This is a genomic window from Luteimonas sp. YGD11-2 (assembly GCF_004118975.1).
Classification (GTDB): Bacteria; Pseudomonadota; Gammaproteobacteria; order Xanthomonadales; family Xanthomonadaceae; genus Luteimonas; species Luteimonas muca.
The window spans coordinates 407,103-424,484 of record NZ_CP035376.1; the positions used below are offsets into that span (position 1 = coordinate 407,103).

A 17,382-nucleotide genomic window follows, 5' to 3' on the forward strand; every position below is an offset into this window, starting at 1 on the left:
GCGCACGCGGATGCACGAGGACGCCGCCACACCGGCGCCGCTGCCGGCCGACGTGGCCGCGTTCCTCGACCACCTGCGCGTGGAGAAGCGCGTCTCCGCGCACACCCTCGATGCCTACCGCCGCGACCTGCAGGCGCTGGCCGCCTGGGCGCAGTCGCGGGACGTCGCGCCGGCGGCCGTCGACAACGCCGCCCTGCGCGCGTTCGTCGCGGCGGAGCATCGCCGCGGGCTGTCGCCGAAAAGCCTGCAGCGGCGGCTGTCGGCCTGCCGCAGTTTCTTCCGCTGGCTGCTGCGCCATGGCCGCATCGAAGCCGACCCCTGCACCGGCGTGCGCGCGCCGAAGGCCGCACGGCGGCTGCCGGAAGTGCTCGACCCCGACGAAGCCAAGGCGCTGGTCGAGGTGGACACCGACGCGCCGCTGGGCCTGCGCGACCGCGCGATGCTGGAACTGTTCTATTCCTCCGGCCTGCGCGTATCGGAACTGTGCGCCCTGCGCTGGCGTGATCTCGACCTGGTGGATGGGCTGGTGAGCGTGCTCGGCAAGGGCAGCCGCCAGCGGCTGGTGCCGGTGGGCTCGTACGCGGTGCGTGCGCTCACCGAGTGGGCTGCCGAGGGTGGTGCGAACGCGGACGCTCCTGTGTTTCCCGGACGTGGCGGCGGCGGCCTCACTCCGCGCGCGGTGCAGCTGCGGATGCGCCAGCTCGCCCAGCGCCAGGGCCTGTTCAAGCGCGTGCACCCGCACCTGCTGCGGCATTCGTTCGCCAGCCACGTGCTGGAATCCTCCGGCGACCTGCGCGGCGTGCAGGAACTGCTCGGCCACGCCGACATCGCCACCACCCAGATCTACACCCACCTCGACTTCGGCCACCTCTCGAAGGTGTACGACGCCGCGCACCCGCGCGCGAAGCGGCGCGGCCGCTGACCGGCCGGCGCGTTCGCACGTTGTGTCTTGATCCGCGTCAGGGCGTACGGCACCTGTCTGCGGCACGATGCATGGCATGGTCGAGACGATTGAAGGCTGGCGCTGCATCGGTTGCGGCAAGGTGGATGCGCCGGCGCCGTGCATCGGCATCTGCCAGGATCGCCGCGTGGAGCTGGTGCTGGCCCACGACTACGCCGAACTCGCGTGGCGGGTGGAACAGCTGGAGGCGGCGCTCGCGCTGATCGCGCGCGTCACCCCGAAACCGGACCAGCTCGACGCCTCGTGGGCTGCGCTGCAGCAACGCGCGCGTGCGCTGCTGGACCAGGCACGCAGCTGAACCCGTGGCGGGATGCCTGCGGCCGGTGGCGCTTGAAGCGCGCGCGAGCGGCCCCACTCAGGGGGTTCGACCCCGGAGCGCCGCATGGATCCCAGCCAGAACCCCAATGTCTTCCACGCCACCACCATCGTGTCGATCCGCAAGGGCGATCGCGTGGTCGTTGCCGGCGATGGCCAGGTCACGCTTGGCAACACGGTGATGAAGGGCAATGCGCGCAAGGTGCGCAGGCTGGGCGATGGCAAGGTGCTCGCGGGCTTCGCCGGTGCCGCTGCCGATGCCTTCACCCTGTTCGAACTGTTCGAGATCAAGCTGCAGCAGCACGGCGGCCAGCTGGTGCGCGCGGCGGTGGAACTGGTCAAGGACTGGCGCACCGATCGCCGCTACGGAAAGCTCGAAGCGCTGCTGGCGGTGGCCGACCGCGAGACCTCGCTGATCATCAGCGGCAACGGCGACATCATCGAGCCCGACGACGGCATCATCGCCATCGGTTCCGGCGGCTCGTTCGCACTGTCGGCTGCACGCGCGCTGCTGGCGCATACCGAACTGGACGCGCGCACGGTCGCCACCGAGGCACTCAACATCGCCGGCGACATCTGCATCTACACCAACCGCAACATCGTCGTCGAAGAACTCTGATGCCCCAGAACGCCACCACCTCGTCCACCATGACCCCGCGCGAGATCGTGCAGGAGCTCGACCGCCACATCGTCGGCCAGAATGCGGCCAAGCGCGCGGTGGCCATCGCGTTGCGCAACCGCTGGCGCCGCGCGCAGCTGCCGGAAGAGCTGCGCAACGAGGTCATGCCCAAGAACATCCTGATGATCGGCCCCACCGGCGTCGGCAAGACCGAGATCGCGCGGCGGCTGGCGACGCTCGCCAATGCGCCGTTCGTCAAGGTCGAGGCCACGCGCTTCACCGAGGTCGGCTATGTCGGCAAGGACGTCGAGCAGATCATCCGCGACCTCGCCGATACGGCGGTCAAGCTGTACCGCGAACAGGCCAAGCAGCGCGTGCGCACCCAGGCCGAGGACCGCGCCGAGGACCGCATCCTCGATGCACTGCTGCCGCGTCGCGAGCAACCGGCACCGGCGTTCGGTTTCGGCGCGCAGCCGAGCACTACCGTCGACATCGGCGCCGAGCCGTCGGCAAAGGAATCGGAGACCCGCCAGAAGCTGCGACGCCAGCTGCGCGCCGGCGACCTCGACGAACGCGAGATCGAGCTGGATCTTGCCGCGTCCGGCGCAGGCATGGACATCATGACCCCGCCGGGCATGGAGGAAATGGGCCAGCAGCTGCGGCAGATGTTCGCCAACCTCGGTGGCGGCAAGACGCACAAGCGCAAGCTGACGATCAAGGCGGCGCGCCCGCTGCTGGTCGAGGAGGAGGCCGGCAAGCTGGTCAACGAGGACGACGTGCGCGAGGCCGCGATCGAGGCCTGCGAGCAGCACGGCATCGTCTTCATCGACGAGATCGACAAGGTCGCGCGCCGCAGCGAGGCGGTGGGTGGTGGCGATGTCAGCCGCGAAGGCGTGCAGCGCGACCTGCTGCCGCTGGTGGAAGGCTCCACGGTGAGTACCAAGTACGGCTCGGTGAAGACCGACCACATCCTGTTCATCGCCTCGGGCGCGTTCCACATGGCCAAGCCCAGTGACCTGGTGCCGGAGCTGCAGGGCCGCTTCCCGATCCGCGTGGAACTCAGTGCGCTGACCAAGGAAGACTTCGTGCGCATCCTCACCGAGCCGAAGGCCGCGCTGACCACGCAGTACGTCGAACTGCTGCGCACTGAAGGCGTGGAACTGACGTTCGCCGAGGGCGCCGTCGACCGCCTCGCCGAGATCGCCGCGCAGGTCAACGAGACGCAGGAGAACATCGGTGCCCGCCGCCTGCACACCGTGCTCGAGCGGCTGCTCGACACCCTGAGCTTCGAGGCACCCGACAAGGGCGGCACCGTCACCATCGACCGCGACTACGTCGATGCCCACCTGGGCGAGCTGGTGAAGGACCAGGACCTGAGCCGCTACATCCTCTGACGGCATCCTGCGGAATTCCCCAAAAGGGAAATATGGGTATTATGGGTGCCTCCCCGGAGGTGCCCCATGTCCCTGCCCCTGAAACTCGACAGCCTCGACGACCTCCCGCGCGCGCCCGCGTCCGACGTCAAGAAGCTCGGCTGGCGCGGCGTGATGCGCACGGTCGCCCGCGAAGGGCGGCTGGCGGTGACCAACCACAACACGCCCGAAGCGGTGATCCTGTCGGCGCAGGAATACGACGCCATGCTGCGTGCACTGGCCGCCGCGGGCGCACCGCAACGTGGGGCGCTGGAAGAGCTGCGCGCGCGTTTCGATGAGCGCCTGGCCGCCCTGCAGGCCGACAATGCCGGCGCACGCCTGCGCGCGGTGATGGATGCCCCGGCGACGCTCCGCGGCAGGGTGCGCGCGCGTTGAACGCGCGCAACGGCGGGCTACCCGTCAACGACGCACGCCGCGGCTGACGATGCCGCGTCCCGTCCTCTACGTGCTGGCCGGCGTCAACGGCGCCGGCAAGAGTTCGATCGGCGGCCATCTGCTGCAGCGCGCCGGCCTGGACTGGTTCAACCCCGACGATTTCGCCGGCGAGCTCGCGCAACGCACCGGTTGCGCGATCACCGATGCCAACGCCGCCGCCTGGCATGAAGGCATGCGCCGCTTTGATGCCGCGCTCGCCGACGGACAACACCACGCGTTCGAAACCACCCTCGGCGGCACCACCGTCGCACTGCGCATCGCCGAGGCCGCGCGCAGCCACGACGTGCTGATGTGGTACTGCGGGCTCGCCTCGCCCGAACAGCACATCGCCCGCGTCCGGGCGCGGGTGGCCGCAGGCGGCCACGACATCCCCGAGGCGATGATCCACGCGCGCTGGATGCGCGCGCGCGAAAACCTCATCGCCCTGATGCCGCACCTGGCGCGATTGCAGGTCTACGACAACAGCACGGATGTCGCGCCGGGTGCGCGCGTGCCGGATCCCGTGCTGCTGCTGGAGATGTCCGCCGGCCGTGCCGTCTGGCCGTCGGCAGATGACCTGCGGGCGCTGACGGCCACGCCGGAGTGGGCGCGACCGCTGCTGGAGGCGGCGCTGCAGTCCGGCAGCTGAAAGCGGGTCGGGACGGGCGGCTATGCTCCCACGCATGCCGCTGTACACCCACGAACGTCCGACTCCCCATCCTGCTGCCGCGCCGCCGGGCAAGGACGTTCCGCATACAAGCCCCACCCGCGACATCTACGCCGATGCCCTGCGCGCCTGCGCGCTGCTGGTGGTGGTGTTCGGCCACTGGATGGCGACGCTGCCGCGCGTGGAGGGCGGGCGGCTGGTCGGCACCGACCACCTGCTGCGCAACTGGGAACTCGCCGGTGCGCTGACCTGGCTGGTGCAGGTGGTGCCGCTGTTCGTGTTCGTGTCGGCGGCGGTCAGTACCGGTGGCGTGCTGCGCCGGCTGGGGGAGGGTGATTCGCAGCGGCGCTGGTGGGCCGGACGCGCGCTGGGGCTGGCGCGGCCGACACTGACCTATCTGGTGGTGCTGGCGGCGATTGCGCTGTTCGCACGACTGGCCGATGGCCATCTGCTGAAGGCCTTCAACAGCTCGCTGACCATCCACCTGTGGTTCCTGGTGATGTTGCTGGCGGTGCAGGCGCTGCTGCCGCTGTGCGTGCGCGCCGACCGCCGCTTCGGCCTGAAGGCCGTCGTTGCGTTGCTCGTGGTTGCGGTGCTGGCCGATCTGCTGCGCGCGGGTGTGCGGCATCCCGCGGAGCTGCTGCAGCTGGGTGCACGTGTCGAGGCCAGCGCCGGTGGCATCGGCTGGATCAACCTGCTGGCGGTGTGGCTGCTGCCGCAGCAGTTGGGCATCGCCTGGCGCAGTGGCCGCCTTGTCGGCGCGCGTCACGGCGCGTGGCTGCTTGCGCTGGCGGCCGTGTGGCTGGCGGCGGCGATGGCCAGCGGCTATCCGGTGGCGATGGTCGGCGTGCAGCTGGCCGGCAACAACATGCTGCCGCCGACGCTGGCACTGGTCGGCGTGGTGTGGCTGCAGGTGGGTGCGGTGCTGCTGACGGAAGCGCCTGCGCGCCGGTTCCTCGAGCGGCATCCGCTGCCGCGGATGGTGGCGGTGCTGGGTGCACTCGGGATGCCGCTGTATCTCTGGCACAAGCTGGCGGAACTGCCGGCCGCGTGGATCGGCGAGCGCACCGGGCTGCCGATCGATGCAGGCGATCCCGGAACACCCGGCTTCTGGCTTGGCCGGCTGTGCTGGCTGCTGCTGTGTGCGGCATGCCTGGCGCCAGTGATGGTGGCGGTGGTGCGCTACGAGATGGGTCGCCGCCGGGATGTGGCCGCGACCGCGGCGACGGCAGCCATCGTGGCTGGCGGCGCCGCGCTGTTTGCCGGGCTTGGTGCCGCGCTGCTGCTGGGCGCGTGGCCGGGAGCGCTGGTGGCGCTGGCCTGCGTGGCGGTCGCATCGTGGCTGCTGCGTGCGCGGGCATGAACACGCGGCACTCTGCGTCCGCGGAACAGCGCTTGCACGCGACGCGCTGAACCGCACGTTCCCGCAATCAGCGCCTGCGCAGTTGACGGAACTCCGGCCGTCGCGGGCCCACGACCGGACCCGCCGCGCGTTGCGCTATCGCAGGACCAGCAGCGGCACCGGGCTGCGGCGCAGCACCTGGCCGGTGGTGCTGCCGAGGAACCATTCGCGCAGCCGTGAGTGGCCGTAGGCGCCCATCACCAGCAGGTCGATACCGAGGCTGTCGACGTGCGCCACGATCGCATCGTCGGCAGGCAGGCCGGCGCGATGCAGCTGCGGTGCGAAGCCGGCGCTGGCCAGGGTGCCCGCCATCTCCTCGAACCCGCGTTGCTGCGCGGCGTCGCCGCCGGCCAGTAACAGGTGGCATTCGAGGCCCCGCAGCAGTGGGCTGGCGGCCACGCGTTCCACCGCGCGGCGCGAGGTATCGCTGCCGTCGAGGGCGATCAGCACGCGTGTGATGGGCCGCTCCGGGGGCAGTGCCTGGGCGAGCAGCACCGGGCGCAGCACCGTGCGCAGCACCGGTTCCACCTGGCCGCCGATGTCCTGGCCGGAGCCGCCGCCGCGGGTGCCGCGCAGCCCGATCACGAACAGGCGGGTGTCGGGTTCGGCCTCCGCCAGCGCATCACGCAGGCGGCCATGGCGTTGCCGGGTGATGATCTCGACACCACTGTTGTCGGCGCTGGATGCCGCGGCTTCCAGCAGTTGCCGCCCGCGTGCCTGCGCGAGTTGTGCGCGGCGTGCGTCGAGTTCGACCAGTTCCTGCAGCAGCGCGTCCTGCGCACCGAGGCCGATGCTGCCGCTGGCATCGAGCGGCGCGGGCCCGCCATCGTCGGGCAGGTGCAGCAGTTCGAGCCGGGTGCCCAGGCGTCGTGCGGCCCAAGCGGCCAGCGCGACCACAGCGCCGGTGGCCGGTGAGCCGTCGACCGCGGCCAGCACGTGGCCCTCGGCGGGGATGGGCGATGTGGACATCGTGCAGCTCCTCAGTGCGGGCCGGTGGGGCGTGCGGCGGGCTTGTCGTGCACGCCGAGGCGGTCGACCAGCGTCGCGCTCGCGGCGTCCAGCCCGACCACCTCCACCACCGTACCCTCGCGGCGGAATTTCAGCACCACCTTGTCGAGCGCACCCACCGCGCTGAGGTCCCAGAACTGGGCGCGCGAGACGTCGATGACCACCTTTTCCGCCACCTCGCGGAAGTCGAAAGCGGACGCGAAGGCATTGGCGGAGGCGAAGAACACCTGGCCGGTCACCGTGTAGCGACGGGTGTGGCCGTCGTCGTCCAGTGCGGAGTCGACGTGCAGCACGCGCGCGACCTTGCGCGCGAAGAACAGCGCCGACAGCAGCACGCCCGTGAGCACGCCCTTCGCGAGGTCGTGGGTGGCGACGGTCACCGCCACCGTGCCCAGCATCACCACGCCCGAGCTGCGCGGGTTGCGCGGCAAGTCACGCACCGAGCGCCAGTCGAAGGTGCCGATCGACACCATGATCATCACCGCCACCAGCGCCGCCATCGGGATCAGCCCGACCCACGGCCCGGCGAACACCACCAGGATCAGCAGCACCGCGCCCGCCACCAGCGTCGACAGCCGCCCGCGGCCGCCGGATTTCACGTTGATCACCGACTGCCCGATCATCGCGCAGCCGGCCATGCCACCGAGGAAGCCGGTGGCGATGTTGGCCACGCCCTGGCCCACGCTTTCGCGGTGCTTGTTGCTGGGCGTGTCGGTGAGGTCGTCGACGATCTGCGCGGTCAGCAGCGACTCCAGCAGGCCGACCACCGCCAGCGTCGCCGACACCGGCAGGATGATCCACAACGTGTCGAGCGTCAGCGGAATGTCGGGCAGCAGGAACACCGGCAGGCTGTCGGGTAGCTGGCCCATGTCGGCGACGGTGCGCACCTCGATGCCGAAACCGACCGCGACCGCGGTCAGCAGCACGATCGCCACCAGCGGCGACGGCACTTTCCGGGTGATGTAGGGGAACAGGTAGATGATCGCCAGGCCGGCGGCGCACAGTGCGTAGACCGCCCACGGCACGTCGATCAGCTCCGGAAGCTGCGCCATGAAGATCAGGATTGCCAGCGCGTTGACGAAGCCGGTGACCACCGAGCGCGACACGAAACGCATCAGGCTGGCCAGGCCGGTGGCGCCGGCCACCACCTGCAGCACGCCGGCGAGGATCGTTGCCGCCAGCAGGTACTGCAGGCCGTGGTCACGCACCAGGCCGACCATCACCAGTGCCATTGCACCGGTGGCGGCGGAGATCATGCCGGGGCGCCCGCCGGCGAACGCGATCACCACCGCGATCGAGAACGAAGCGTACAGGCCGACCTGCGGATCGACGCCTGCGATGATCGAGAACGCGATGGCTTCGGGGATCAGCGCCAGCGCCACGACCAGGCCCGAGAGCAGGTCGCCACGCACGTTGCCGAACCACTGCTCGCGCAGCGGGGGATAGGGGGTCATGGGAATTTCCGGGAGAAGCGGACGGTGCGGCCCGCGGACGATGACAGGCGCAGATCACGCGGCCGCCGCGGGCGCTGCCGGGCAGAGCCTTCAGCGCGCGGTGGTCCTCATCGTCAGTGGTGCCGCTCGCGGTGGCGCAAGGCGCGGATTCTACAGCGGCGGCGCGCTCAGTCCTCGCCGATGTCCTCGTTCCACAGTGCCGGGTTGGCCGCGATCCAGTCGCCCATCATCGTGATGCAGCGCTCGTCGGCGAGGTCGACCACGTTGACGCCGGCCTCGCGCAGCCACTCGATGCCACCGCCGAAATTCACCGATTCACCCACCACCACCGTGCCGATGTTGAACTGCCGCACCAGCCCGCTGCAGTACCAGCACGGCGCCAGCGTGGTGACCATGATCGCGTGGCGGTAGCTCTTCTGGCGGCCGGCCTTGCGGAAGGCGTCGGTTTCGCCGTGGATGGACGGGTCGTCCTCCTGCACGCGGCGGTTGTGGCCGCAGCCCAGCACGCGGCCGTCGCCGGCAAACAGCGCCGCGCCGATCGGGATGCCGCCCTCGGCCAGGCCCTGGCGGGCTTCGGCGATGGCGGTGTCGAGCAGGGCGCGGTAGTCGGGCGTGGTCATGGCGGCGCAGGGCAGCAAGGGGCGGGCAGTGTCGCATGCACGGCGATCGCCGCCGGCGGTGCGATAATCCGCCCATGAACGAATCCGACAAGCCCGGCACCACCGATTTCGGCTTCCGCGACGTGCCCACCGGCGAGAAGCAGAAGCTGGTCGGCCAGGTGTTCTCCTCGGTCGCACGCAACTACGACCTGATGAACGACCTGATGAGCCTCGGCATCCACCGGGTGTGGAAGCGCTATTTCACCGCCACCGCGCAGGTCAAGCGCGGCGACCGCGTGCTCGACCTCGCTGGCGGCACCGGCGACATCGCCGCGCTATTGAAGGATCGCGTCGGCGAGGCCGGCAGCATCGTGCTGGGCGACATCAACGGCGAGATGCTGCGCGTGGGCCGCGACCGCATGACCGACCGCGGCCGCGTGCGCGGTTTCGACTACGTGCAGTGCAATGCCGAGACGCTGCCGTTCCCGGATGCCAGCTTCGACCTGGTCACCATTGCCTTCGGCCTGCGCAACGTGACCGACAAGAACGCCGCGCTGCGCGAGATGCATCGCGTGCTCAAGGTCGGCGGGCAGGCGCGGGTGCTGGAATTCTCCGAGGTGAAGCCGGAGTGGTTCCGCCCGATCTACGACTTCCATTCGTTCCAGGTGCTGCCGCGGCTGGGCAGGCTGTTCGCCAACGATGCCGACAGCTACCGCTACCTGGCCGAGTCGATCCGCAAGCATCCGCCGCAGGATGAACTCAAGGCGATGATGGACGGCGCCGGCTTCGCCCGCACGCGCTACCGCAACCTGTCGGCAGGCATCGTCGCGGTGCACGATGGCTGCAAGGCCTGAACAGGCCGGGCCGGCGTTGCGGGTCGGCGGGTAGAATCGTGCGGTCCCCCTGCACGGAAACCCCCGATGCGCCCACTCCGTTCCATCGCCTGCGCGCTGTCGCTGGCGGCGCTCGCACTTGCCGGCTGCAACCGCGCACCCACGCCTGACGCGTCCACGCCCGTCCCCGCGAAGGAGGCCCCGGTGGCCACCGCGGACCGTGACGAACATTCGTATGCCGAGCCCACCCGCGTGGTCATCGACGACCTCGCGCTCGACCTCGACCTGGATTTCGACAGCCGCACGCTGGCCGGCACCGCCACCTACACCCTGGAGTGGAAGGACGACGCGGCCACCGAGCTCGCGCTCGATACCCGTGAGCTGACCATCGAGCGCGTGGACGGCGAGGCGAACGGCCAGTGGCAGCCGCTGGAGTTCGCGCTTGACGACGCGCACGCCAGCCTCGGCAGCCGGCTGGTGGTGCAGGCGCCGGAGCGCAACGCGAAGATCCGCGTGACCTATCGCACCGCCCCCGGCGCGTCGGGCCTGCAGTGGCTGACCCCGGAGATGACCGAGGGCAAGCAGCTGCCCTTCATGTTCAGCCAGTCGCAGCAGATCCACGCGCGCAGCTGGGTGCCGCTGCAGGACACGCCGGCAGTGCGTTACACGTACTCCGCAACGATCCGCACCCGCCCCGACGTCATGGTGCTGATGAGCGCCGACAACGATCCGGGCGCGCAGCGCGATGGCGAATACAGCTTCCGCATGCCGCAGCGCATTCCCTCGTATCTGATGGCGATCGCTGCCGGCGACCTGGTGTTCCAGCCGATCTCCGCACGCGCCGGCGTGTGGGCGGAACCGGCGATGGTCGAGCGCGCGGTGGCGGAATTCGCCGACACCGAGAAGATGATCGAGGTGACCGAGGCGCTGTACGGCCCGTACCGCTGGGAGCGTTACGACCTGCTGGTGCTGCCGCCGTCGTTCCCGTTCGGCGGCATGGAGAATCCGCGACTCTCGTTCATCACCCCGACGGTGATCGTCGGCGACCGTTCGCTGGTGTCGCTGATCGCCCACGAACTCGCACACAGCTGGTCGGGCAACCTGGTGACGTTTGCCAGCGCCAAGCATGGCTGGCTCAACGAGGGCATGACGAGCTACGTCGAGAACCGCATCGTCGAGTCGCTGTACGGCAAGGAATTCAGCGACATGGAGTTCGTCATCGCCCGTGATGCGCTGAAGTCCGGCATCGGCGACATGCCCGAGGCCACCCAGGCGCTGGCGGTGAAGCCCGGCACCGAACTCGACGCCGACGACGCGCTGAGCGCGGTGTCCTACGACAAGGGCGCGTGGTTCCTGCAGTTTCTCGAACAGCGCTTCGGCCGCGAGGTGTTCGATGCGTTCCTGCGTGGTTACTTCGACCGCTTCGCCTTCCAGTCCATCACCACCGAGAAGTTCCTCGATTACGCGCGCGAACACCTGTTCAACGCCCATCCCGACGCGGTGACCGAGGCCGAGATCCAGGAGTGGCTGTACGCGCCGGGTATTCCTGCATCCGCACCGCAGGTGCTGTCGCCGAAGCTCGGCCTGGTCGATTCGGCGCGCCTGGCATGGCTGGGCAGCGCGCAACTGCCACCGCAGCAGCTCACCGCGGAATGGACCACCCAGGAATGGATCCATTTCCTCGAGGGCATGCCGCAGACCCTGACCCAGGAACAGATGGCGCAGCTCGACACCGCCTACCGCTTCACCGGCACGCCGAACGGCGAACTGGCGATGCGCTGGTATCCGCTGGCGGTGCGCAGCGGCTACATGCTCGCGTTCGAGCCGATGACCGAGTTCCTGCAGACGGTCGGCCGCCGCAAGCTGATCCTGCCGATCTACACCGCGCTGGTGCAGACCCCGGAAGGCCTGGCGCTTGCGAGGCAGGTGTTCGAGCGCGCGCGGCCGGGCAGCCATCCGATCACCGCGGCTTCGGTGCAGCGGATCATCGACGAGGCCAGGCCGAGGCAGGCGCCGGTCGATCCGGCGCAGGCCACGACCGGGCTGGGTAAGCAGCCCGCTTCCGGCGCCCCGGCACGTTAAGCCCCTCCAGCCGGATGGCGCGCCCTGATCCCTCTCCCCTGCGGGGGAGGGATTTCCAGGGATGAGGGCGACAGTCCGTGCGTATCCCGGAATCTCCGCCGCAGGAAATCCGTGCAGCCCGTCGCCCGACACTGCGGATTGTCGCGAGCGCCGCTGTTGCCGGCATCAGCGCCCACGGTGTCGCCGCCTGTCCGCCACAGCCGCTAAGCTTGCATCGTCTCCACGGCCGGATCCCTGCGATGCCCCGCTTCCGCCTTCTCGTTCCCGTGCTGCTCGGCGCATTCGCGCTGACCGCCTGCAGTGACCGCGAGGCCGCAGCGGCGGCACAGGCCGAGGCGCGCGCCGCGGCCGCGGAACAACAGGCACAGGAAGCCGAGCAGGGCTTCGGGAAGGCGGTCGCCGAGGAGAACTGGGCGCTGGCGAAGGCGCAGGGTGACGTGTTGTTCATGCGCTGGCCCGATACCGAAGCTGCCGCACGCGTGCGCGAACGCTTCGACGAGGTCGCGGCGAAAGCCCAGGCGGCCCGCGAAGCCACCCGCACCGCGGCGTTGTGGAGCTACCAGTCGATTGCGGTGAAGGGTGGCGAGCAGCGCTCGGCCGCGATCGATGCGCGCGAAGCGGTCGACACCGACGGCAGCGGCACCGGGCCGGTCCAGCTGATCTTCCGCGACCATCCGGAATGGGGGCGCAGCAGCTATCTCGTGCTCAAGGCCGGCGACTTCGACTGTTACCGCGGCTGCCGGGTCAACGTCGCCATCGATGGCGGCGAGCCGCGGCGGATGGCGGCAAGCCGCCCGGATACCGACGAGGCCATCGCGATGTTCATCGAGGACGAGCGCGCGCTGTGGCGGCTGCTCGATGGCGCGGAGACGCTGTCGATCGAATTCCCGGTCAAGGCCGGCGGCACCCGCACCGCCGAATTCGAGGTCGGCGGCCTCGACCGCACGCGCATGCCGGGCTGGGACTGAAATCCCGCCGGCGCCGCGTGCCCCAGACCGCTCCGTAGGATGCAGCCAGCCATGCGCAGGGATGTCGCAGCAACACCGGTCGAAACGAGGCCCGTCCGCAGTGCCCGGCGCGCAGTGATCGCAACCACTCTCCTGTGGCTGTGGACGGTCTGGGGGGTGGCGCTGTTCAAGCCGGGCTACTCGCACGCGTCGCAGTTCATCAGCGAACTCAATGCCAGCGGCACCGCATTCGCGTGGCAGGCCGGGTGGCTGGGCTTCGTACCGTTCGGGCTGTCGATCCTGCTGCTGGCGTGGCGTGCGACGCCGCTGTTGCCACTGCGGGGCATCGGCCGCGTGGGCGTGTGGCTGGTGGCGGCCATGGAAGCGGGCGCCTGGATCGGATCGGCGTTCGCGCCCTGCGATGTCGGCTGTCCGATCGACGGGAGCGGGTCGACGTCGCAGCAGCTGCACAACCTGCTGGGCGGCGGTACCTATCTGGGAACCACGCTCGGCGTAGTACTCATCGCCATCAGCCCCGGATTGCGCGCAGGCAGCCGGCTGCTGCTGGCAATGGCGGTTGCGCTCTGGTTCGTGCTGTTCGGCGCGATGGTCGACCCGGCATTCGCGAACGTGCGGGGCGTGCTGCAGCGTGCCGCCGAGGTGATCCTCTACGGCACGCTGCTGGCGACGGCCTGGCGTTCGCTGCCTCGCATGGGTGCCATGGGCGCCGCGACTCAGGCCAGCGAGTAGCCGAACTGCTGGCGGAACTGCTCGGCGAACTCGTCGTAGTCGAAGCGCTGGTTCTGGGTGCCGGGGTGCTCCACCTTCAGCGCACCCATCAGGTTGCCGATGCGGCCGATGGTTTCCCAGTCGTAGCCCTTCTGGATGCCGAACAGCAGGCCGGCGCGGAACGCATCGCCACAGCCGGTGGGGTCGGTCACGCGGCGTTCGTGCGCGGGCGGCACGTGGTAGCTCTTGCCGTCGGTATGGATCTCCGAACCCTTCGGGCCGCGGGTGGTGATGTAGGCCTTGACCCGCTTGACGATGTCGCCCTCGCTCCAGCCGGTGCGCTCCTGCAGCAGGTTGGACTCGTAGTCGTTGACGGTCACGTAGTCCGCCAGCTCGATGAAGTTGCGCAGTTCCTCGCCGTTGAACAGCGGCATCGCCTGGCCGGGGTCGAAGATGAAGGGCACGCCCATCGCGGCGAATTCGGCGGCGTTCTGCAGCATGCCCTCGCGGCCGTCGGGGCTGACGATGCCGAAGCTCACGCCCGCCACGTCCTTCACGTGGTTCTCGTAGCTGCGCATCATCGCGCCGGGATGGAAGGCGGTGATCTGGTTGTTGTCGAGGTCGGTGGTGATGAAGGCCTGCGGAGTGAACAGGTCGTCGAGCACCTTGACCTGGTCCAGGCGGATGCCGTTTTCCTCGAACCACTCGCGGTAGGGGCCGAAGTCCTGGCCGACCGTGGCCATCGGCACCGGGTCGCCACCGAGCAGCTTGAGGTTGTAGGCGATGTTGCCGGCGCAGCCGCCGAACTCGCGGCGCATCCTGGGCACCAGGAACGAGACGTTCAGGATGTGGACCTTGTCCGGCAGGATGTGGTTCTTGAACTGGTCCGGGAACACCATGATGGTGTCGTAGGCCAGGGATCCGCAGATCAGGACGGACATCGGCAAGCGCTCGGGCGACGTAAAGCCGCATAGGGTACACCGCAGTTGCGCCACGGGCCCCGTTGTGCCTTGCCGGAAAGCCCGCCCGTCGGCGCTAAACCATGGCAGCAGCACGGTTTTCCGGCCATCACCGGCCACTGCGGCAGGCCCTTTTTTGCTAGGCTTGACGCCCCCTTGACGCGCGCCTTCCCCGCCGCGCCACCCTCACGGACCCTCTTCCCAGATGTTCAAAAAGTTCCGCGGTCTGTTCTCCAACGACCTGTCCATCGACCTGGGCACCGCAAACACCCTCATCTTCGTGCGTGGCCAGGGCATCGTGCTCAACGAGCCGTCCGTGGTCGCAGTGCGCCAGGACCGTGCCGGCGGGCAGAAGGTGGTGGCGGCGGTCGGCAGCGAGGCCAAGCAGATGCTGGGCCGCACGCCGGGCAACATCACCACCCACCGGCCGATGAAGGACGGCGTCATCGCCGACTTCACCTACACCGAGGAAATGCTCAAGCACTTCATCCGCAAGGTGCACAAGTCGCGCCTGCTGCGGCCCAGCCCGCGCGTGCTGATCTGCGTGCCCGCCGGTTCCACCCAGGTGGAGAAGCGCGCGATCAAGGATTCCGCGCTCGAGGCCGGTGCACGCGACGTCTCGCTGATCGAGGAGCCGATGGCCGCCGCGATCGGCGCCGGCATGCCGGTCACCGAAGCGCGCGGCTCGATGGTGGTCGATGTCGGCGGTGGTACCACCGAGGTCGCGGTGATCGCGCTCAACGGCATCGTGTACTCGCAGTCGGCACGCATCGGCGGCGACCGTTTCGACGAGTCGATCATCAACTACGTGCGCCGCAACCACGGCATGCTGATCGGCGAGGCAACCGCCGAGCGGGTCAAGATCGAACTCGGCTGCGCCTACCCGCAGGAGAAGGTGGAAGAGACCGAGATCTCCGGCCGCCACCTCGCCGAGGGCGTGCCGAAGATGGTCAAGATCAACTCCAACGAAGTGCTCGAGGCGCTGCGCGAGCCGCTGATGGGCATCGTCGCCGCGGTGCGCCAGGCGCTCGAGCAGACCCCGCCGGAACTGAGCGCCGACGTCGCCGAGCGCGGCATCGTGCTCACCGGTGGTGGCGCGCTGCTGCGCGACCTCGACCGCCTGATCAGCGAGGAGACCGGCCTGCACGTGCAGGTGGCCGACGACCCGCTGACCTGCGTGGCCCGCGGCGGTGGCCGCGCACTGGAACTGCTCGACCTGCACGGCAACGAGTTCTTTACCGCGGATTGATGGCGGTGCGGCAGCATCGATCGGCGTTCATGGCGCGAGCGTCAGGTTCCGGAGGCGCTCTCCCGCGTCGTGCTCTGGAGCCCCTCTCCCGTTGACGGGAGAGGGGTTGGGGTGAGGGCGGAAGTTACGCGCGTTTCCCCTCACCCCATCCCTCTCCCGCGGGCGGGAGAGGGGGAGTTCGTGCCACGCGGGAGTCGCTTCGGATACCTTCGCAAGCGGCGTTCTGAAACCCTTTGTTGAACTGGTCAGGTAATTCTGGGGTGTCCTACAGTCCTGCTGCGCCCCGCTCCGGCGATGTTGCCGGCACGCTCCGTCTTCTCGCCTTCCTCGCCATTTCGGTCGGGCTGCTGGTGGCCGACCACCATGGCGAGTGGCTGTCGCGCGCGCGCGCGCAGGCCAACGTGGCGATGCAGCCGCTGTGGTGGCTGGCGGGCCTGCCGTCGCGGCTGGGCCGCAGCGTGCGCGAGGATGCGGTCACCCGCAGCCTGCTGGCCGAGGACAACCACCGCCTGCGCAACGAACTGCTGGTGGTCAATGCACGACTGGCACGGATGCAGGCCGCTGCGGCCGAAAACCAGCGACTACGCGCCATGCTCGAAGCCACCGACGACGGCCGCATGGATGTGCAGCTCGCGCCGATCCTCGAGATCGACCTCGATCCCACCCGCCAGCGCCTGACCCTGCGCGCCGGCAGCCGCGATGGCGTGCATGTGGGCCAGAGCGTCATCGATGCCGGCGGCGTGCTCGGCCAGATCATCGCCACCACCCCGACCACTGCCACCGTGCTGCTGCTGACCGACCCCGACCATGCGATTCCCGTGGAAGTGGTACGCACCGGCGTGCGCCTGATCGTCTACGGCCAGGGCCGCGCCGACCTGCTGCGGCTGCCGAACGTGCCGCTGTCGAGCGATGTCGAGCCCGGCGACGTGCTGGTGACCTCGGGCCTGGGCGGGCGCTTCCCGCCGGGGTTTCCGGTGGGCCGCATCGCCACGCTCGCGCCCGACGACAGCCGCGCGTTCCTGGTGGGCGAGGTGATGCCGACCGCGCAGATCGACCGCGGCCGCGACGTGCTGCTGCTGCGCGAAGGCCGCGGCCCGCTGCCGGCGGTGGCGCGTCGCGCGGCCGAGTGGACGGCCATCGGCGCCGGCGTCGTGCGTGGTCGCGATGTCAGCCCCGCCACCGCCGCCGCCGCGCTGCCCGCGAACGCACCGGCGGAGGCCACGCCATGAGGCGTGCGCGCAACAGCTGGGTGCTGCCGGTCAGCGTGCTGCTGGCGCTGCTGCTGGGCCTGCTGCCGCTGCCGGAGCTGCTGCAGCCGCTGCGCCCGTACTGGCTGGCGCTGGTGGTGGCGTACTGGGTGATCGAGGGCGAGGGCCGCCAGGGGCTGGGCTTCGCGTTCGGCGTCGGTCTGCTGGCCGATCTCGCCTTCGGCAGCCTGCTCGGCGAGCAGGCGATGCGGCTGGTGATCCTCGCCTTCATCCTGCAGCGCTTCCGCAACCAGCTGCGCTTCTTCCCGGTGCCGCAGCAGGCACTGGCGATCGGCGGGCTGCTGCTCAACGACCGCGTGGTGAATGCCGCGGTGCATCTGGCCATGGGCATCCCGCAGCTGCCGTGGAGCTATTGGCTGGCGCCGGTGATCGGCATGCTGTTGTGGCCGCCGCTGTTCGTGCTGCTGGATTCGTTGCGCCTGAGCCGCCGGAAGGCCGGCTGA

General features: G+C 69.7%; 18 protein-coding genes. 14 read left to right on the forward strand and 4 right to left on the reverse strand.

Annotation, left to right across the window (positions count from 1 at the left end):
- The first annotated feature begins 10 nt into the window (after positions 1-10).
- The 7 genes from xerC to ERL55_RS01905 all read left to right on the forward strand — a co-directional run bounded on the left by xerC (position 11) and on the right by ERL55_RS01905 (position 5,772).
- Positions 11-922, forward strand: a complete 912-nt coding sequence (gene xerC / locus ERL55_RS01875) for a tyrosine recombinase XerC (protein ID WP_129134914.1) — start codon at positions 11-13, stop codon at positions 920-922.
- A gap of 76 nt (positions 923-998) precedes the next feature.
- Complete coding sequence (locus ERL55_RS01880) at positions 999-1,259, forward strand: hypothetical protein (RefSeq protein ID WP_129134915.1); 261 nt, start codon at positions 999-1,001, stop codon at positions 1,257-1,259.
- Positions 1,260-1,343: 84 nt separating this feature from the next.
- Positions 1,344-1,895 (forward strand): ATP-dependent protease subunit HslV, encoded by a 552-nt coding sequence (hslV, locus tag ERL55_RS01885; protein ID WP_129134916.1) that lies wholly within the window; start codon positions 1,344-1,346, stop codon positions 1,893-1,895.
- Positions 1,896-1,924: 29 nt separating this feature from the next.
- The gene (hslU, locus tag ERL55_RS01890) at positions 1,925-3,289 is read left to right on the forward strand and encodes an ATP-dependent protease ATPase subunit HslU (protein WP_164972226.1); all 1,365 of its coding nucleotides are present in this window, start codon (positions 1,925-1,927) and stop codon (positions 3,287-3,289) included.
- A 66-nt stretch (positions 3,290-3,355) separates the two neighbouring features.
- Complete coding sequence (locus tag ERL55_RS01895; RefSeq protein ID WP_129134918.1) at positions 3,356-3,703, forward strand: type II toxin-antitoxin system prevent-host-death family antitoxin; 348 nt, start codon at positions 3,356-3,358, stop codon at positions 3,701-3,703.
- A gap of 49 nt (positions 3,704-3,752) precedes the next feature.
- On the forward strand, positions 3,753-4,391 hold the full coding sequence (locus ERL55_RS01900) for an AAA family ATPase (RefSeq protein WP_129134919.1): 639 nt from the start codon (positions 3,753-3,755) through the stop codon (positions 4,389-4,391).
- 34 nt (positions 4,392-4,425) lie between these two features.
- Positions 4,426-5,772 carry an acyltransferase family protein gene (locus tag ERL55_RS01905; protein ID WP_164972093.1) on the forward strand — a complete coding sequence of 449 codons (1,347 nt, stop codon included), beginning with the start codon at positions 4,426-4,428 and terminating at the stop codon, positions 5,770-5,772.
- 135 nt (positions 5,773-5,907) lie between these two features.
- On the opposite strand, the gene ERL55_RS01910 is transcribed toward ERL55_RS01905, so the two are convergent.
- The 3 genes from ERL55_RS01910 to ERL55_RS01920 all read right to left on the reverse strand — a co-directional run bounded on the left by ERL55_RS01910 (position 5,908) and on the right by ERL55_RS01920 (position 8,893).
- Entirely contained in the window at positions 5,908-6,780 is an 873-nt protein-coding gene (locus ERL55_RS01910) for a universal stress protein (protein WP_129134921.1), read from the reverse strand.
- A gap of 11 nt (positions 6,781-6,791) precedes the next feature.
- On the reverse strand, positions 6,792-8,273 hold the full coding sequence (locus ERL55_RS01915) for a SulP family inorganic anion transporter (protein WP_129134922.1): 1,482 nt from the start codon (positions 8,271-8,273) through the stop codon (positions 6,792-6,794).
- Between the two features lie 167 nt (positions 8,274-8,440).
- On the reverse strand, positions 8,441-8,893 hold the full coding sequence (locus ERL55_RS01920; protein WP_129134923.1) for a nucleoside deaminase: 453 nt from the start codon (positions 8,891-8,893) through the stop codon (positions 8,441-8,443).
- 74 nt (positions 8,894-8,967) lie between these two features.
- Between ERL55_RS01920 and ubiE the strand changes: the two genes are divergently transcribed.
- From ubiE to ERL55_RS01940, 4 genes are all read left to right on the forward strand, one after another.
- On the forward strand, positions 8,968-9,726 hold the full coding sequence (gene ubiE, locus ERL55_RS01925; RefSeq protein WP_129134924.1) for a bifunctional demethylmenaquinone methyltransferase/2-methoxy-6-polyprenyl-1,4-benzoquinol methylase UbiE: 759 nt from the start codon (positions 8,968-8,970) through the stop codon (positions 9,724-9,726).
- A gap of 66 nt (positions 9,727-9,792) precedes the next feature.
- Positions 9,793-11,787 (forward strand): M1 family metallopeptidase, encoded by a 1,995-nt coding sequence (locus ERL55_RS01930; protein WP_129134925.1) that lies wholly within the window; start codon positions 9,793-9,795, stop codon positions 11,785-11,787.
- 239 nt (positions 11,788-12,026) lie between these two features.
- Complete coding sequence (locus ERL55_RS01935) at positions 12,027-12,755, forward strand: hypothetical protein (protein WP_129134926.1); 729 nt, start codon at positions 12,027-12,029, stop codon at positions 12,753-12,755.
- A gap of 114 nt (positions 12,756-12,869) precedes the next feature.
- Positions 12,870-13,484 (forward strand): DUF998 domain-containing protein, encoded by a 615-nt coding sequence (locus ERL55_RS01940; RefSeq protein WP_164972094.1) that lies wholly within the window; start codon positions 12,870-12,872, stop codon positions 13,482-13,484.
- Here the strand turns inward: ERL55_RS01940 and ERL55_RS01945 are convergent.
- The gene (locus tag ERL55_RS01945; protein ID WP_129134928.1) at positions 13,469-14,404 is read right to left on the reverse strand and encodes a carbohydrate kinase family protein; all 936 of its coding nucleotides are present in this window, start codon (positions 14,402-14,404) and stop codon (positions 13,469-13,471) included. The genes ERL55_RS01940 and ERL55_RS01945 overlap by 16 nt on opposite strands.
- Positions 14,405-14,627: 223 nt before the next feature.
- On the opposite strand from ERL55_RS01945, the gene ERL55_RS01950 reads away from it, so the two are divergent.
- The 3 genes from ERL55_RS01950 (at position 14,628) to mreD (ending at position 17,382) form a co-directional block, all read left to right on the forward strand.
- Positions 14,628-15,671, forward strand: a complete 1,044-nt coding sequence (locus ERL55_RS01950; RefSeq protein WP_100323310.1) for a rod shape-determining protein — start codon at positions 14,628-14,630, stop codon at positions 15,669-15,671.
- Positions 15,672-15,931: 260 nt separating this feature from the next.
- On the forward strand, positions 15,932-16,900 hold the full coding sequence (gene mreC / locus ERL55_RS01955; protein WP_129134929.1) for a rod shape-determining protein MreC: 969 nt from the start codon (positions 15,932-15,934) through the stop codon (positions 16,898-16,900).
- On the forward strand, positions 16,897-17,382 hold the full coding sequence (mreD, locus tag ERL55_RS01960) for a rod shape-determining protein MreD (RefSeq protein WP_129134930.1): 486 nt from the start codon (positions 16,897-16,899) through the stop codon (positions 17,380-17,382). Before mreC ends, mreD begins: the two co-directional genes overlap by 4 nt.

What these genes read in the sequence shown, in the direction of transcription:
- ERL55_RS01930 (WP_129134925.1), top strand. Translation starts at nt 9,793, where the DNA reads ATGCGCCCACTCCGTTCCATCGCCTGCGCGCTGTCGCTGGCGGCGCTC.
- ERL55_RS01895 (WP_129134918.1), top strand. Translation starts at nt 3,356, where the DNA reads ATGTCCCTGCCCCTGAAACTCGACAGCCTCGACGACCTCCCGCGCGCG.
- ERL55_RS01910 (WP_129134921.1), bottom strand. Translation starts at nt 6,780, where the DNA reads ATGTCCACATCGCCCATCCCCGCCGAGGGCCACGTGCTGGCCGCGGTC.
- mreD (WP_129134930.1), top strand. Translation starts at nt 16,897, where the DNA reads ATGAGGCGTGCGCGCAACAGCTGGGTGCTGCCGGTCAGCGTGCTGCTG.
- hslV (WP_129134916.1), top strand. Translation starts at nt 1,344, where the DNA reads ATGGATCCCAGCCAGAACCCCAATGTCTTCCACGCCACCACCATCGTG.
- ERL55_RS01920 (WP_129134923.1), bottom strand. Translation starts at nt 8,893, where the DNA reads ATGACCACGCCCGACTACCGCGCCCTGCTCGACACCGCCATCGCCGAA.
- ubiE (WP_129134924.1), top strand. Translation starts at nt 8,968, where the DNA reads ATGAACGAATCCGACAAGCCCGGCACCACCGATTTCGGCTTCCGCGAC.
- xerC (WP_129134914.1), top strand. Translation starts at nt 11, where the DNA reads ATGCACGAGGACGCCGCCACACCGGCGCCGCTGCCGGCCGACGTGGCC.
- ERL55_RS01905 (WP_164972093.1), top strand. Translation starts at nt 4,426, where the DNA reads ATGCCGCTGTACACCCACGAACGTCCGACTCCCCATCCTGCTGCCGCG.
- ERL55_RS01915 (WP_129134922.1), bottom strand. Translation starts at nt 8,273, where the DNA reads ATGACCCCCTATCCCCCGCTGCGCGAGCAGTGGTTCGGCAACGTGCGT.
- ERL55_RS01880 (WP_129134915.1), top strand. Translation starts at nt 999, where the DNA reads ATGGTCGAGACGATTGAAGGCTGGCGCTGCATCGGTTGCGGCAAGGTG.
- ERL55_RS01900 (WP_129134919.1), top strand. Translation starts at nt 3,753, where the DNA reads ATGCCGCGTCCCGTCCTCTACGTGCTGGCCGGCGTCAACGGCGCCGGC.
- ERL55_RS01945 (WP_129134928.1), bottom strand. Translation starts at nt 14,404, where the DNA reads ATGTCCGTCCTGATCTGCGGATCCCTGGCCTACGACACCATCATGGTG.
- ERL55_RS01935 (WP_129134926.1), top strand. Translation starts at nt 12,027, where the DNA reads ATGCCCCGCTTCCGCCTTCTCGTTCCCGTGCTGCTCGGCGCATTCGCG.
- ERL55_RS01950 (WP_100323310.1), top strand. Translation starts at nt 14,628, where the DNA reads ATGTTCAAAAAGTTCCGCGGTCTGTTCTCCAACGACCTGTCCATCGAC.
- hslU (WP_164972226.1), top strand. Translation starts at nt 1,925, where the DNA reads ATGACCCCGCGCGAGATCGTGCAGGAGCTCGACCGCCACATCGTCGGC.